Here is a 14,762-nt window from a genome sequence, read left to right as displayed (position 1 = left end):
TCCCTCTCGCCCCTAGGCCGAGAACTTCAGGTCCGCTGTTCTTTCCACAGCCGTTCGCACGACATTGCTGGGACGAGCGCAGCGCGCGATCTTCCAGGATAACCATCACCGGAACACCGAGGGCGCTCCGGCTCACGCCGCCCGCTCGCCCCGTGTCCTCCGCGGGCGTCCCCCTTTTCGGCCATTGCGGCGCGCAGCCGCCGCCTTGGCCGGCGAGGACGTGGCGCCCGCCCGCCGGGCCATCTCCCTGGCCATCCAGGCTCGCGTACCGAAAATGCCCATCAGAAGCCCGCTGACAGTGAAGTCGGCGTCGAGCAACGGCCAATGCAATCCGGCGCCGAGCGGCGAGAGCTCGATCTTCGCAAGCTGCCCGTCCGTGGCATCGCTCAAGCCCTGCAGGGCGCGGGCGGGAAAGGCGAAGGTGCAACCATTGCTGAGCTCCACCTTGACCCGGGCGCTGCGGGCGTCATAGCGGGCACTGACGGCATGCGGCTCCCGAGTGAATTTGCGGGTGCCCCGCTTCATCGCCGCGTCGATTTGCGTATCGATCCAGTCACGCTTCATCACGTGTCTCTCCTCGGGCACCGGTCCGTGGATGCGCTGCCACGCTGCAAGCAGCAGATCGCGCTGGGCCATCACCTCCAACATCGCCCTGCGCAGGGTCGCTCGATCAAGCCCCCTGGCCCACAGCAGGGACGGCCGGCCTTCTTCTACGCCCAGGTCGATCTTCGCCTCGCCGCTTGCGCCCACGACGTGGACATGTGCCGGCGGATGGTCGTCCACATAGACAACGAAGCGCAGCCCATACGCCCGATGAACCGTCGGCATCCGCACCTAACCTATCATGATGGGTTTTTCAAGCAGGATTGGCCGCGTGTCCCTGCCTATGCCGCAAAGCCCATATAGGCCTATATCATAGAATATTCTCATACTTGTACTACCTATGGTTACAATCTCGAGAGACGACGTGTCGACGATTCTCGCGCGGCGAAACATCGCTCTGCCGACCCTCTGAGCGGCTCAAAATCATTCCGCCCGCGAGCGTCTCGGCAGACGGTGCGCCGAGATCGGGTGGCACGGTTCGGTCGTCCTGAAATCCCGGCAAGCCGACACAAAGTCGGCCGATACACCACCGCCGCCGTGCAATTTCGGCAAGTCACCATCCCTCTTGGGCGCACATGGCCCGCCCGACATCGCGGGACCATTGTTCCCGGCAGCTGTTCGAGAGTAACGGCGTCAGGAGGAAAGCCCCATGACAGCGGACATCGAAGACACCGTCATGCGCAAGATCGCGTGGCGATTGCTGCCCTTTCTCAGCCTCGGCTACCTGATCAACGCGCTCGATCGCTTCAACGTCTCGATTGCGGCGCTGACCATGAACCAGGAGCTCGGCCTGGCGGCGACGGCCTATGGCCTGGCGGCCGGCGCCTTCTTCTGGAGCTACGTGCTGTTCCAGTTCCCGGCCAACGCGATCCTGATGCGCATCGGCGCGCGGCGCTGGCTCACCATTATCATGTTCGTCTGGGGCGCCTGCTCGGCCGGTACCGCCTTCGTCACCGACGCCACCAGCTTCGTGGTCATGCGCTTCCTGCTCGGCATCGCCGAAGCGGGGTTCTTTCCCGGTGTCGCCTGGTTCATGACCCGCTGGTTCCCGTCCGGCCATCGCAGCAAGGCGATGGGCGTCTTCTATGCCTTCGGCGCCGCCGCCAACGTGATCGGCGGCCCGATCTCGGGCAACCTGCTGCGCCTGCACGGCTGGCATGGCCTCTCGGGCTGGCAATGGATGTTCCTGATCGAAGGCATTCCCGCCTGCCTGCTGGCGATCGCCTGCCCGCGCGTGATCCGCGACCGGCCGCAGGACGCGACGTGGCTGAGCCCCGACCAGAAGGCCTGGTTGCGCGCCCGCCTGGACGCCGAGAGCGCGCAGCTCAAGAGCCAGACGCTTGGCCTGGGCAAGGCCATCGTCAGCCCCGCCATGCTGCTGCTGATCCTGGGCTATACCCTGATCGCGTTCGGCGTCTACGGCACCAGCTTCTTCATGCCGCTGATGATGAAGACGATGGGCTATGGCGACCTGACCGTCGCCTATCTCAGCGCCATTCCCGGCGTGTTCGGTGTCATCGGCATGGTCGTGCTGTCGCGCAACTCCGACCGCACGGGCGAGCGGACCTGGCACGTGGCGGGTCCCTGCCTGCTGGCCGCGATCGGCTTGCTGGGCGCCGGCCTCACGCTCGCCGTCAGTCCCGTGGCGGCGATCGCGAGCTTCTGCGTGGCGGCCTTCGGCATCGCCTCGGCGCTGCCCTGCTTCTGGAACCTGCCGACCGAATGGCTGGGGACCGCTGCCGTGGCCGGCGGCATCGCCATCATCAATTCGCTCGGCAACATTTCGGGCTATGTCGGGCCGCAGGCGGTCGGCGTCATCCACGACCTCACCGGCGCCTACGGAATTCCGTTGATCGTGATCGGCCTTCTGATGGCAGCCGCCGCGGTCTGCATCGTGCTGGCGTCACGGGCGGCAGCGGAACCCGCCACGGCCCGCCCACCGACAGGTGGCGCGCCCTCCTGACGCGATCACGGGCGCTCGACGGATGAAAGCAGGGCCACATTGCCGCTGGCGCCCGCGCCAGTCGACCCTCAGAGAGAGTTCGACCGCCTGCCCGAGGGCCAGCGCCGCAGCGGCCTGGTGCGCACCGGCGAGCCCGAGCTCGGCATGGTGCGCGACGAGATGCGCTTCACGCTGGACGGCGCACCGGCCACCCGCCTCGCGACTTGAAGGAAGGCGAATGTCGAGATGGCCCGTGAACTGACTGCCTCACATGCAATCCCCGCAAGCAGTTGGACTTTAGACTCAGACTAGCACGGAATGATGGGAACGGGCGGCGGGAGTCGGAAGCTTAAGGCCCCGTTGCGCTAAGAGGTTGGTCACAGTTCCCTTCAGCGTTGATTGCCCAGCCACTAGTCCCTCAACGAACGGCTGCAGTTTAGCACGTGCATCCTGATCTTTGATTAGCGGGACAAGGACTAGCTGTAGATCGTCCTCATGAATTTCCGCGAGGCCATCCGAGCCACGCGCAAGAGCCCTCATTTGGGTGGTGTAAGCCTCAGAGCAGAAGAAAACGCAGGCATCTAAAAGATGCTCCTTCTTGCCGGGCTTCAGTCGCAAGCGATGGCATCCGTTGGTTACAACAGTATTCGGCAACGGATTTTCTCCGATGAGACACCACTTGGAAACACTGCTCCAAATGGAGCCGACGTACACCTCCATCGCTTCGGCGAAATGTTTGGCTCGTTGAGGCAACTGCCAACCTCGCATTGTCGAAGTCCGATACTCGCCTGCACCAATGTTGTCGATATCAACATAATGGTACTCAGCATCAATAACGCGATTTACTACCTTGCTATCGGATGATTTACCTTGAGGCAGAACGTCGAACAGATCTGTCAGGTGTACATGATCTTGCTTAGCGATGTCTCCGATGAGAGCCGCATATTTGCGTGAGTGTCTTTTGGGATCGAGAGTTTTATGTCGGTCACCCGTTACAACAGAAATCGCTTTTGCCCAACCAAGTGGAGTACCACCAGCGGGCGGCAAGTTTAGCCCTCTAGTCAGCCATCCAAAATGCGAGACTGCAGGGCTGCTGCGAAGGTCAGCGAGCACGGCCTCAAAGTCAGAACGAATCACCTTACGGCCATCTTCACCTACAAAAAAGCTTCCATCAGTCTCGGAGCGAACAAATTGAGGCAGGGCATTCTTGTCGCCTACACTCCAACCAACATTCTCAATCAACTCGACATTGAACATGTAACCAGTATCGGCCGAACTGTCGGCTAGCGGCTTCTCTCGTTTCTCCAGGTACACCACGCTTGCGCTGACATCGGCGCCGGAAGTCTTGAACGTGAATCTTGGGAAACCACAAATGGAGACAACTCGACAATGCCGCAGCAGCCACTCGCGAAAGGCGACGTAGCGTTCGGACCTATTACCGAGATATCCATTCGGAAGAATGATTGCTATCCGGCCACCGGCGCGCGCTTCGCGAACGCACACTTCTGCGAACAACAAACCCTTTTCTTGCTGATCGAGGATGTCTGTTAGCTGTTTATAGACCCCGGTGATCTTGTCCCGAGTCCACAGATGACCAAGATCAAACCATTGCAGAACAGATCGCCGCTTTTCGACGATCTTGAGTCCAAACGGTGGATTGCAAACCATTGCGTGGAATTGTTGCGGCCGAAACTGCTTGTCCTGAATCGACCGCTCGCGATTCTTTGCAACTGCGCTAAGAGAGTCTTCCTCTTTGATATTGGTCTTGCCATCGCCATTCAGTAGCATGTTCAAGACCGCGATCTGGACAGCCTTAGCATCATTGTCAGCACCAAAGGTCATATCCGCTGCGTTCCTGATCTTCTTCGCACGGCTCCGATGAAAGGTAGCAACAAGAAAGTCAGCGCTTCCACACGCTGGGTCCTTAACAACTTCGCCCGCTACCGGATTTAAGACTTCAACAATGAAGTCTGTCACCGTGGGTGGCGTGAAGTATTGCGCAAGGTCCCAACGATAGAGGTCCTTCGCAAACTTCATGTAGAAGGTTTGAATGACTTCTTTGTTCGCCGCGGTCATCAGGTGCGAGGCCATGATCTCTCCGCACCTCGCGAGAGCGTCATTCTTGACGCGAAACCGGTCGTCAATGGCCTTCGGCAAGTGGGCGCTGTAAAACCCAACCGCGGAAGAAAGCGCGGCGTTCAAGTCAAGTGAGGCCTGCTTGTCCGAAGTTCCGACTGCTTCGAAATCTTGGAATGCGAGCGGATCTTTCGGCGATCCCTCTCCTTGATGTTCATCGTAAATTTTCGCGAGTATGAGCTGAAGCAACACCTCATAGCGCTCTTCGAGTGAAATAGAGGCAGCATGCAGGACATCTTCAACTCGAGAGAAAACGTCCAGGAGGGACTCTGGTGGCCTTAGATCTTCGTAGGTTAGTGCCTTAGCCTTGATAAGCTTCCCAGGTCTTGGCAGCAATGCGAGCGGGCCACTGCGAATTGTTGTCTGCTGCCCATCGTATTCTTTCCAGAATACCCTCGGCGTGACGCCATCCCAAAACAACCCCATCGTATCTATGCGCGTTGCGAATCTCAGCAACGGCTCAACTTGAGTTGTCCGGACGTAGTCAGCATTGCTGTCGTCGCGCTTGATCTCCGCGAGAATGACGGCGTGCTTCAACACGTCGGCAACCGCGGTTGCACTCGACATATCGATCAGAGCAGCGTCAATGTCGAGGACTGCCAAATCACACCGAAAGCTATTCTTCCCGCCGTGCCCAAACTTGGCCACGACAGCTTCGATCTTGATCCTCTTAGGATCGTACCCGAGTGATAGGAGGTATCGGATTGCATCGATCCTGTGACGCTCTTCTAGCGTGCTTAGATCTGAGCCTTTGCGTTTCCTTGGCTTTAACAAGCCCCGAATGGGGCAAGTGAGAGTCAGAGGTTCTAAAGGTGTCGCCATTTGTCGATTCTGCCACAGATGGTGAGTCGCAGACGACCAAATTCATCGAACTTTTCTCGATCTGCTGAGGATTCCTTCGGAGCCGCGCAATATCGTCTGGCGGTTCGGGCGGCAGCGCGCCGTCGGCACGCGAGTATCTGTTTCACCGCTGCAGCGGATCGAGCCGCCGCCGATGGCTCGCTGATCGTGCGCTTCCCACCGGCAGGCTGCTGGAAGTGTACTGGCACCTCTACAACTGGCGCGAAGGGGCGACTTTCCAGGAGCCGCCCGAGCTGAAGCACTTGATGACCGGTGCCGCAAGGCACCAGCCATTCGTGGTGAAAAGCGACGGCGCATCGACGTAGTGGACCTGTTCCATGCGTCGGCGGTACGCTCGGTACAACGACGGATATGGAGAGTCACGTGACCGACCACACGGACGTTGGCACCATCGAGAGCTGGCATTCGCACGTCTACTTCGATGCCGCTAGCCGCGACGCGGCCTGGGCGCTGCGCGAGGCAATCTTGAAGCGCTTCGACTGCGCGATGGAGATGGGGCGCTTCCACGAGCGGCCGGTCGGGCCGCATCCGCGCTGGAGCTATCAGGTCGCGTTCAAGCCGGAGCGCTTTACCGAGATCGTGTCGTGGCTGGCGCTCAACCGCGGCGACCTGGTGGTGTTCACGCATCCCAACACCGGTGATGCGCTCACCGATCATCGCGACCGTGCGATGTGGATGGGGGACTATATTGCGCTGAACCTCGATGCGCTGCGCGGTGGGTCGTGACGTTCATCCCTCCCCCACGCTGTGGGGGAGGTGGCCGAAGGCCGGAGGGGGACCCCCACGTGGTATAGATAACTGAGACCACGTCGGCTCCCCTCCGCCCCTTCGGGGCACCTCCCCACTGCGTGGGGAGGATAAGCTGTCAGGAGTAGTTCCCATGCAAACCCTCCTCCCCCAGGCCGAGCGGATCGGTGCGCGACTGAAGGTGCGCGGCGAGACGATTGCGGTCTCGGAGTCCTCGATCGGCGGGCTGCTGTCGGCGGCGCTCCTTTCGGTGCCGGGCGCGTCGGCCTATTACATCAGCGGCGCCGTGGTCTACACGCGGATCGGCGGCGACGTGCTGCTGTCAATCCCGCCCGAGGCACGCCAGGGCCTGCGCTCGGCCACCGAGGCCTATGCACTGCTGATGGCGCGCACCATCCGGGCGCGGCTGGACGCCACCTGGGGCCTGGCCGAGACCGGCGCCAGCGGGCCCAGCGGCAACCGCTACGGCGATGCCGCGGGGCATGCGTGCATCGCCATCGCGGGACCGGTGGAGAAGGCGATCACCATCGAGACCGGGCAGGCCGATCGCATCGGCAACATGCGCGCGTTCGCCGCCGCGGCGCTGGAGCTGCTGGAGCAGAGCCTGGCGTAGATCCCTCCCCCACGCAGTGGGGGAGGTGGCCGAAGGCCGGAGGGGGACCCGACGAGGTCTTCGTTATCGAGATCACCACGGCTCCCCCTCCGCCCTTCGGGCACCTCCCCCAACTTCGTTGGGGGAGGGAGGCGTCGCGAAAATATTTCTGCGATGTCGATTTTTGGACTCTTGTCGGCGCCGCAGCCTGCGCTGTAAGTGGCCACAGGTTCGCTTACTCGCCGCCGGAGGCATCGGGCGTTTCGTGGGCCCCGCGTCAGGGGGCAAAGCCGCCGCCGGGCTGAACGGGCGTTTCGGTCGCCGCCGTCACAGGCACACAGAATGATCCGCTGCCGCATCCCCGATTCGGCAGGCCTTTTGTCGTGGCAGACATGTTCGATGATCCAACGCTACCGCAACAGAACCGCTGCACGGGTTTCCGCAATTGCCGCAACCCCTTCTGCGTCTCGCAGAGGGAACGCCGGGGGGCTTTCTGTCGCTTTCTGTCGCGTTTCTGTCAGGTCAGGGAAACCTGCTCACGCCTTGGAATCGCAGCCATCAGGCGTTTCTGTCGCTTCTGTCACCGCTCGCGCGACACGGGGTTTCGGCAATTTCCGCTACCCGTATTGTGTTCCTCCCCACGCAGTGGGGAGGTGCCTCGAAGGGGCAGAGGGGACCCGACGTGGTCCTGGTAACTGAGACTCCGTCGGGTCCCCCTCCGCCCTGCGGGCACCTCCCCCATCTGCGATGGGGGAGGGCGTTACTTCTTGCCCATCTGGTTGAAGGGGATGTCCTTGTCGACGCGGATGTCCTGCGGCAGGCCCAGCACGCGCTCGGCCACGATGTTGCGCAGGATCTCGTCGGTGCCGCCGGCGATGCGGAAGCCGGCGCCGCCGATCCACTGCTGCTGAAAGGCGCCGGCACCGGGCACGTCCTTGGTCATGATGCCGGCCTGGCCCATCAGCTCCATCGCAAACGCGCCGAGGTCCTGCATCTTGGGCGCCGCCACGATCTTGGCGATCGAGGATTCCGGTCCCGGCTGCTGGCCCTTCGACAGCGAGGTCAAGGTGCGGAACTTGGTGTACTTCAACCCTTGGGACTGCACGTACCACTCGGCGATCTTGTTGCGCACGCTGGCGTTGCGGATCGCCGGGCCGTCCTCCAGCTCGGTGTCGCGCGCCAGCTCCAGCAGCTCGTCGACGTCGACGCCGCCAGCCGGCGTGCCCACCGCCAGGCGCTCGTTCATGAGCGTGGTCAGCGCCACCTTCCAGCCGTCGCCCACCTTGCCCACGCGCTGGCTGTCGGGGATGCGCACGTTGGTGAAGAACACCTCGTTGAAGTTGGCGGCGCCGGAGATCTGCCGGATCGGCCGCGCCTCGACGCCGGGGCTCTTCATGCTCAGGTAGAACATGGTGAGGCCCTGGTGCTTGGGCACGCTGGGATCGGTGCGCGTGATGATGATGCCGTAGTCGCTGTAGTGCGCGCCCGAGGTCCACACCTTCTGGCCGTTGATCACCCAGTCATCGCCGTCGCGCTCGGCGCGCGTGCGGATGCCGGCGACGTCGGAGCCAGCCGCCGGCTCGGAGAACAGCTGGCACCACACCTCCTCGCCATGCAGCGCCGGCTTCACGTAGCGCTGCAGGTGCTCGGGCCCGCAATAGGCCATCAGGGTGGGAATGCACATGCCCAGCCCGATGTCGAAGAAGCCCAGCGGCACCAGGTAGTTCGCTTCCTCCTGGCTGTAGATCACCTGCTGGATCGGCGTGCCGTCCAGGCCGCCATACTCCTTGGGCCAGGTGATGCGCGCGTAGCCGGCCTGCGCCTTCTTGTCCTGCCAGACCTTGGCCTTCTTCAAGAGCTCCACGTCATCGACGCGGGCGCGGATCGAGGTCTTGTCCTCGCTCTTGCGCGTGGCGTTGGCATCGAGCCACGTGCGCACCTGCTGGCGGAACGCGGCCTCTTCGGGGGTATCGTTGAAGTCCATGGATGGGGTTCCTCTTTTATGATCCTCCCCACGCAGTGGGGAGGTGCCCCGAAGGGGCGGAGGGGACCCAACGTGGTCTCAGTTACAGAGATCACCACAGGTCCCCCTCCGGCCTTCGGCCACCTCCCCCACTGTCGTGGGGGAGGGAAATTAAGCCGCGTTCTTGCGTTCCAGCCGGGTCACCAGCTTGTCCTTCCACGCCGTCGGGCCGCCGATGGCGAGCGCCAAGAGCCGCGAGCGGCGGTAGTGGAACTGCGTGTCAGCCTCCCAGGTGAAGCCGATGCCGCCATGGGTCTGGATGTTCTCCTTGGCGGCGAAGTCGTACGCATCGGTGGCCGCCACGCGCGCCGCCGCCGCCGCGATCGGCAGGTCGGCGCCGCCCTCGGCGTACATCATGGCGCCATAGTAGGCGTTCGAGCGCGCCAGCTCCGTCTTCACGTAGATGTCGGCCAGCTTGTGCTTGATCGCCTGGTACGAGCCGATGACGCGGCCGAACGCCTGGCGCTGCAGGGCATAGTCGCGGCCCATCCACATCGCCGCCTCGGCGCCGCCGATCTGCTCGAAGGCGAACAGCACCGCAGCACCGTCATAGAGATCGTTCAGGTTCTGCCAGCCCTTGCCCTTGCCGCCCAGCAGTTCGGCCGCCGCGCCGTCGAACGCGATCTGGGCATGCTTGCGCGCCGGATCGACGGTCGATACGCGCGTGCGGGTCACGCCCTCGCCGCCCAGATCGACCAGCGCCAGCGACAGCGCACGCACGCCGGTGCCGCCGCTATTCACCAGCACCACCGCCACGGTGGCCGCCTCGCCGTCCGCCACCGGCACCTTGGTGCCGGTGACCTTGCCGTCGGCGAACGCCACGCGCACCGCCTTGGGCGAGACCGGCTGCGGGCCTTCCGACGTGGCGAGCGTACCGATGGCCGAGCCGTCGGCGAGCTTGGGCAGCCACGCCTTCTTCTGCGCTTCCGTGCCCCAGCGCTTGATCGCCTCGGTGACGAGATAGACCGACGACGAGAACGGCACCGGCGCGCAGGCGCGGCCCAGTTCCTCGGCGATCACGCACAGCTCCAGCGCCCCCAGTCCGGTGCCGCCATAGGCCTCGGGAATCGCGGTGCCCATCAGGCCGAGCTCGGCCATGCCGGCCCACACCTCGGCGGCGTGCGTCTCGTCGCCATTGAGCACGCGGCGCACCACCGTTGTCGGGCACTTGTCGGTCAGGAACTTGCGCACCTGATCCTTCAGCATCTTCTGGTCGTCGGAGAAATCGAAATTCATCGTGTTGTCCTGCGCAGATCGGGGGAGCGTTTCCACCGCCTACGATGGCCCAGATGGCCGGTCGTGCCTAGTGACCAGCGGACCCTCCTTCCGGCATGCGGTCATGCCGCACTGCGAACGTATTCCCTCCCCCACGCAGTGGGGGAGGTGCCCGAAGGGCGGAGGGGGATGCGACGTGGTCTTCGTTACCAAGATCACCACAGCTCCCCCTCCGGCTCAGGTACTTCGACGCAAGCGGCGTCGAAGTACCGAAACGGGCACCTCCCCCAACTTCGTTGGGGGAGGAATGAAAGTGCGACCCTCGTGATGCAGAAAAATGCCTGCTACGGTCGGCGCAACAGATGGTCACAACAATCGTCGGGAGGATTTCCTGTGGACGCGTTTCGCCTCGAGCCCAAGGACGAGTATTCGCATCAGCCCGATACCTCGGCGAACTTCAACGAGAGCGTCTACACCAACGCCTTCGATCCGGCGCAGCGCGTCGGCGGCTGGATGCGCCTGGGCAACCGCGTCAACGAGGGTTACGCCGAGCTCTCGGTATGCCTCTACCTGCCCGACGGCCGCATCGCCTGCCAGTTCGCGCGACCGCCGATCACGGCCAACGACCGCTTCGATGCCGGCGGCCTGCGCTATGACGTCGTCGATCCGTTCCGCCGCGTCGACATGCGCTACGACGGCGAGCTGATGGTGCTGGATGATCCCCAGGTGCTGCGCACGCCCGAGACGATGTTCGCGCGCGCCACGAAAGTGCCGGGCTCGGTGCGCTGGGAGCACACGGGCCACGCGCCGATGCATGGCGGCGAGCCGACATCGGCGGATGTGCCCACCATGTACGGCCGCGACTTCTCGCGCGGCCACTTCAACCAGCACACCACGGTGAAGGGTGCGATCACCGTGGGCGACCAGTCGTGGACGATCGACGGCGCCGGCTGGCGCGATCACTCCTGGGGGCCGCGCTACTGGCAGGTGATCCACTACTATCGCCTGTTCATCGCCAACTTCGACGACGGCCGCGCGCTGATGCTGCTGAAGATCGCCGACCGCAGCGGCCACGCGCGCCGCGTCGGCGTGCTGCTGGTCGACGGCCAGTACGAAGAAGTCGCCGACCTCGACGTGCTGACCGACTGGACGGCGCGCCAGGATCCGGCGCGCGTGCGGCTGGGCGTGCGCACGACCAAGCGCGCGGCACAGATCGACGCCGAGATCCTGTCGCTGGCGCCGCTGCGCAACCGCCGCAAGGTCGACGATGCGGTGCTGGTGTCGCGCATCGGCGAGGGCTTCACCCGCTTCACCTGGGACGGCGCGGTGGGCTACGGCATGACCGAGTACATCGAGCGCCTCGAAGACGGCCAGCCCGTGGGATACCCGCTGTAGTTTCCTCCCCACGCAGTGGGGAGGTGCCCCGAAGGGGCGGAGGGATCCCACGTGGTCTCAGTTACCAAAACCACGTCGGATCCCCCTCCGGCCTTCGGCCACCTCCCCCAACTGCGTTGGGGGAGGATGTAAGGAACCGCCATTGAACGCACCCGACCCCTTCGACGATATCCGCCACGCCGTGCGCCGCCGCTTCGGCGGCGCGGCACGGCTGGAGAACATCGTCGTGCCGACCCTGGGCGGTTCGAACCGCACGGTGGTGTTCGACCTCGTCGAGGGCGCGGCGCGCCGGCGCCTGGCGTCGCGCCAGGAGACCTACGTCGCGCCCAACAGCCCGTTCCTGCCGTCATCCGACCAGTTCCGCCTGCTGCAGGTCGCCTTCGCCCACGCCATCCCGGTGCCCGAGCCGGTGTTCGCGTTCGAGAACGCCGACGGCTGCGGCCATGGCTTCGTCACCGCCTTCGTTGCCGGCGAGACCATGCCCAACCGCATCCTGGGCGATGCCGCCTTCGCCGACATCCGCCCCAGGCTGGCGGCGCAGGCCGGCCGCATCTTCGCCGCCCTGCATGCGATCGACCCGGCCGAGGTGGCCTTCCTCGAACGCTACGCCGACAGCGACGATCCCATCACCGCGCAGCGCGCGCGGCTCGACAGCTACGACGAAGCGCATCCCGCGATCGAACTCGGCCTGCGCTGGCTCGAACGGCACCGGCCGCCATCGGGACCGCGCCGCTTCCTGCACGGCGACCTGCGCACCGGCAACTTCATCGTCGGTGCGGGCGGCATCGCCGCGGTGCTCGACTGGGAGTGCAGCCATCTCGGTGCCGGCGCCGAGGATCTCGGCTGGCTGTGCACGCGCTCCTGGCGCTTCGGCCGCGTCGCGCAGCCGGTCGGCGGCTTCGGCGCGCGCGCCGACCTGCTGGATGCCTATGAAGCGGCCGGCGGCACGCGCATCGATGTCGAGGCGCTGCGCTACTGGGAGATCTTCGGCTTGGTGCGCTGGGCGATCCTGAACGTGATGCAGGCGCATGGCCACGTCTTCGGCGGCCGCCGCTCGATGACTTTCGCCGCCTGCGGCCGCAACACCAGCATGATCGAATACGACCTGCTGATGACGATGGACGGACGCTATGATTGAGTTCCCCTGGGAGCGCGGGCGTCCCGCCCGCATTCGACGAAGCGACCACACAGAGGGCGCTTATCCTCGGCGCTGCCGCGCCGATGCGGGCGGGGACGCCCGCGCTCCCAGGAAAACCCCATGAGCCAGGACCGCCCGACGCTGGACGACATCCTGTCGACCGTACGCGCGTTCCTCGACGCCAGCAGCGCGGCGCCCGACGGCGCCTCGCGCTACCAGATGCAGCTCGCGTCCTACCTGCTGGCGATCGGCGAACGCGAGGCGCGCCTGGCGCCGACGCTCGATGCCGCCGAACAAGCGCGACTCGCGGCCTTCCTCGGCACCGACGGCACGCTCGCCGACCTCAACCGCCGGCTGGCCGCCGACATCCGCGCCGGCCGGCTCGACGATCGCTGGACCGACACCATGGCGCTGGTGCTGTCGCAGGTGGTCGACAAGATGACGATCGTGCGGCCGGACCGCCTCGATCCGACACATCAACGGAGCTGACATGCCTGATCATCCCGAGAGCAAGCCGCTGCGTGCCGACCTCGATCTGGCGCTGCGCGCGCGTGCCGAGCGGCTCGACGATGCGCGCCCCGCGGCGGTGGCGCAGCAGCGCAAGCGCGGCCGCTGGACGGCGCGCGAGAGTCTCGCCGCGCTGCTCGATGCCGAGTCGTTCGTCGAGTATGGCGGCTTGGCGCGGCCGGCGGTGGCGGGCATGGACGGCGCCGCCGACGGCATCGTGATGGGCACGGGCCGCATCGACGGCCGTTCGGTCGACCTGCTGTTCTACGACTACACCGTCTATGCCGGCACGCAGAGCACCATCAACCACGCCAAGTCCAGTCGCATGTTCGCGCATGCCGAGAAGCATCGCCTGCCGGTGATCTGCTGGCTCGACGGCGGCGGCGCGCGGCCGCACGACATGAAGGTGGAAGGCCGCGGCTCGACGCCCACGTTCGTGGTGTTCGCGCGTCTCTCGGGCCTGGTGCCCACCATCGGCATCCTGCCCGGCCGCGCCTTCGCCGGTCACGCCAACCTCGCCGGCATGTGCGACGTGCTGATCGCCACCAAGGATTCCGCCATGGGCATGGCCGGCCCGCCGCTGGTCGAGGCGGCGCTGGGCGTGAAGCTGACGCCGGAAGAAATCGGGCCGGCCTCGGTGCATGTCGCCTCGGGCGTGATCGACGTGCTGGTCGAGGACGAAGCCGAAGCGATCGCGGCGGCAAAGAAGTATCTCGGCTATTTCGGCGGACCCGGCCCGGCCGGCGACGCGCCTGATGCCGCCAAGCTGCGCGACATCGTGCCCGACAACCCCAAGCGCGCCTACAACGTGCGCAAGGTGATCGAGGGCTTGGCCGATGTCGGCAGCGTGCTGGAGCTGAAGCCGTCGTTCGGGCGCGCCGTCGTGACGTCGTTCATCCGGCTGGGCGGCCGGCCGGTGGGCGTGGTGGCCAACCAGCCGATGTTCCTGGCCGGCGCCATCGACAGCCCGGCGTCGGAGAAGGCAGCGCGCTTCATCCAGATCTGCGATGCCTTCGACATCCCCATGCTGCTGCTGTGCGACACGCCGGGCCTGATGGTGGGTCCCGACGTCGAGAAGACCGGCCTGGTACGGCGCAGCGCGCGGGTACTGGCGGCGCTCGCCAATGCCACGGTACCGGTGATGACGGTGGTGCTGCGCAAGGCCTATGGGCTGGGTTACTACATCATGGGCTCGCAACCGCTCGATCCCGCGATCCTGCTGGCGTGGCCCACCGCCGAGTTCGGCGGCATGGGACTGGAAGGCGCCGTCAACATCATCTACCGCCGCGAGCTCGATGCCATCGCCGACGAGGCCGAGCGCGCGAAGCAGCACAAGCACCTGACCGACGACCTGAAACGCAAGAACACCGCCACCGAGGCCGCCGCCCGTTTCCTCTACGACGACGTGATCGACCCCGCCGACACCCGCGCGATCCTGCTGAACACGCTCGCCACCGTCCCACCCCCGCCGCCACGCACCACCCGCAAACGATTCATCGAACCGATGTAGTTCCCTCCCCCACGCAGTGGGGGAGGTGGCCGAAGGTCTTCAGCCGCAACATGGGTAACAGTTTGTGCTCACCACATGGGTAACAGTTTTCTC

General features: G+C 64.8%; 12 protein-coding genes and 1 pseudogene. 8 read left to right on the top strand and 5 right to left on the bottom strand.

Annotation, left to right across the window (positions count from 1 at the left end; genetic code table 11):
- Window positions 1-132 precede the first annotated feature (132 nt).
- Complete coding sequence (locus tag FQU96_RS43200; protein WP_218574968.1) at window positions 133-564, bottom strand: DUF2442 domain-containing protein; 432 nt, start codon at window positions 562-564, stop codon at window positions 133-135.
- Between the two features lie 48 nt (window positions 565-612).
- Window positions 613-828, bottom strand: a pseudogene (locus FQU96_RS43195) (DUF4160 domain-containing protein); the annotation flags it as partial.
- A 424-nt stretch (window positions 829-1,252) separates the two neighbouring features.
- Between FQU96_RS43195 and FQU96_RS32250 the strand changes: the two are divergent.
- Window positions 1,253-2,566, top strand: coding sequence for an MFS transporter (locus tag FQU96_RS32250; protein ID WP_146545507.1), 1,314 nt, complete (start codon window positions 1,253-1,255; stop codon window positions 2,564-2,566).
- A gap of 39 nt (window positions 2,567-2,605) precedes the next feature.
- Window positions 2,606-2,773, top strand: coding sequence for a hypothetical protein (locus FQU96_RS42320; RefSeq protein ID WP_178130836.1), 168 nt, complete (start codon window positions 2,606-2,608; stop codon window positions 2,771-2,773).
- 75 nt (window positions 2,774-2,848) lie between these two features.
- On the opposite strand, the gene FQU96_RS32245 is transcribed toward FQU96_RS42320, so the two are convergent.
- Window positions 2,849-5,329 carry a class I SAM-dependent DNA methyltransferase gene (locus FQU96_RS32245; protein WP_178130835.1) on the bottom strand — a complete coding sequence of 827 codons (2,481 nt, stop codon included), beginning with the start codon at window positions 5,327-5,329 and terminating at the stop codon, window positions 2,849-2,851.
- A 576-nt stretch (window positions 5,330-5,905) separates the two neighbouring features.
- On the opposite strand from FQU96_RS32245, the gene FQU96_RS32240 reads away from it, so the two are divergent.
- Window positions 5,906-6,268: a DOPA 4,5-dioxygenase family protein gene (locus tag FQU96_RS32240; protein ID WP_218574961.1), complete on the top strand. Its 363-nt coding sequence runs from the start codon at window positions 5,906-5,908 to the stop codon at window positions 6,266-6,268.
- Between the two features lie 154 nt (window positions 6,269-6,422).
- On the top strand, window positions 6,423-6,902 hold the full coding sequence (locus FQU96_RS32235; protein ID WP_146545504.1) for a CinA family protein: 480 nt from the start codon (window positions 6,423-6,425) through the stop codon (window positions 6,900-6,902).
- A 739-nt stretch (window positions 6,903-7,641) separates the two neighbouring features.
- Here the strand turns inward: FQU96_RS32235 and FQU96_RS32230 are convergent.
- Together FQU96_RS32230 and FQU96_RS32225 are read right to left on the bottom strand one after the other, a co-directional pair.
- Window positions 7,642-8,865, bottom strand: coding sequence for an acyl-CoA dehydrogenase family protein (locus tag FQU96_RS32230; protein WP_146545503.1), 1,224 nt, complete (start codon window positions 8,863-8,865; stop codon window positions 7,642-7,644).
- Between the two features lie 150 nt (window positions 8,866-9,015).
- Entirely contained in the window at window positions 9,016-10,140 is a 1,125-nt protein-coding gene (locus FQU96_RS32225; RefSeq protein WP_146545502.1) for an acyl-CoA dehydrogenase family protein, read from the bottom strand.
- A gap of 372 nt (window positions 10,141-10,512) precedes the next feature.
- On the opposite strand from FQU96_RS32225, the gene FQU96_RS32220 reads away from it, so the two are divergent.
- The 4 genes from FQU96_RS32220 to FQU96_RS32205 all read left to right on the top strand — a co-directional run bounded on the left by FQU96_RS32220 (window position 10,513) and on the right by FQU96_RS32205 (window position 14,669).
- Entirely contained in the window at window positions 10,513-11,514 is a 1,002-nt protein-coding gene (locus tag FQU96_RS32220; RefSeq protein WP_146545501.1) for a hypothetical protein, read from the top strand.
- A gap of 142 nt (window positions 11,515-11,656) precedes the next feature.
- Window positions 11,657-12,652, top strand: a complete 996-nt coding sequence (locus FQU96_RS32215; protein WP_218574960.1) for a phosphotransferase family protein — start codon at window positions 11,657-11,659, stop codon at window positions 12,650-12,652.
- A 120-nt stretch (window positions 12,653-12,772) separates the two neighbouring features.
- The gene (locus FQU96_RS32210) at window positions 12,773-13,141 is read left to right on the top strand and encodes a DUF6285 domain-containing protein (RefSeq protein WP_146545500.1); all 369 of its coding nucleotides are present in this window, start codon (window positions 12,773-12,775) and stop codon (window positions 13,139-13,141) included.
- A gap of 1 nt (window position 13,142) precedes the next feature.
- Window positions 13,143-14,669: an acyl-CoA carboxylase subunit beta gene (locus FQU96_RS32205; RefSeq protein WP_146545499.1), complete on the top strand. Its 1,527-nt coding sequence runs from the start codon at window positions 13,143-13,145 to the stop codon at window positions 14,667-14,669.
- Window positions 14,670-14,762: the final 93 nt, after the last annotated feature.

The organism is Reyranella sp. CPCC 100927 (genome assembly GCF_007859315.1).
Taxonomy (GTDB): Bacteria; Pseudomonadota; Alphaproteobacteria; order Reyranellales; family Reyranellaceae; genus Vineibacter.
Note: the sequence above shows the minus strand (reverse complement) of the source record. Positions and strands in the feature narration are given on the sequence as shown.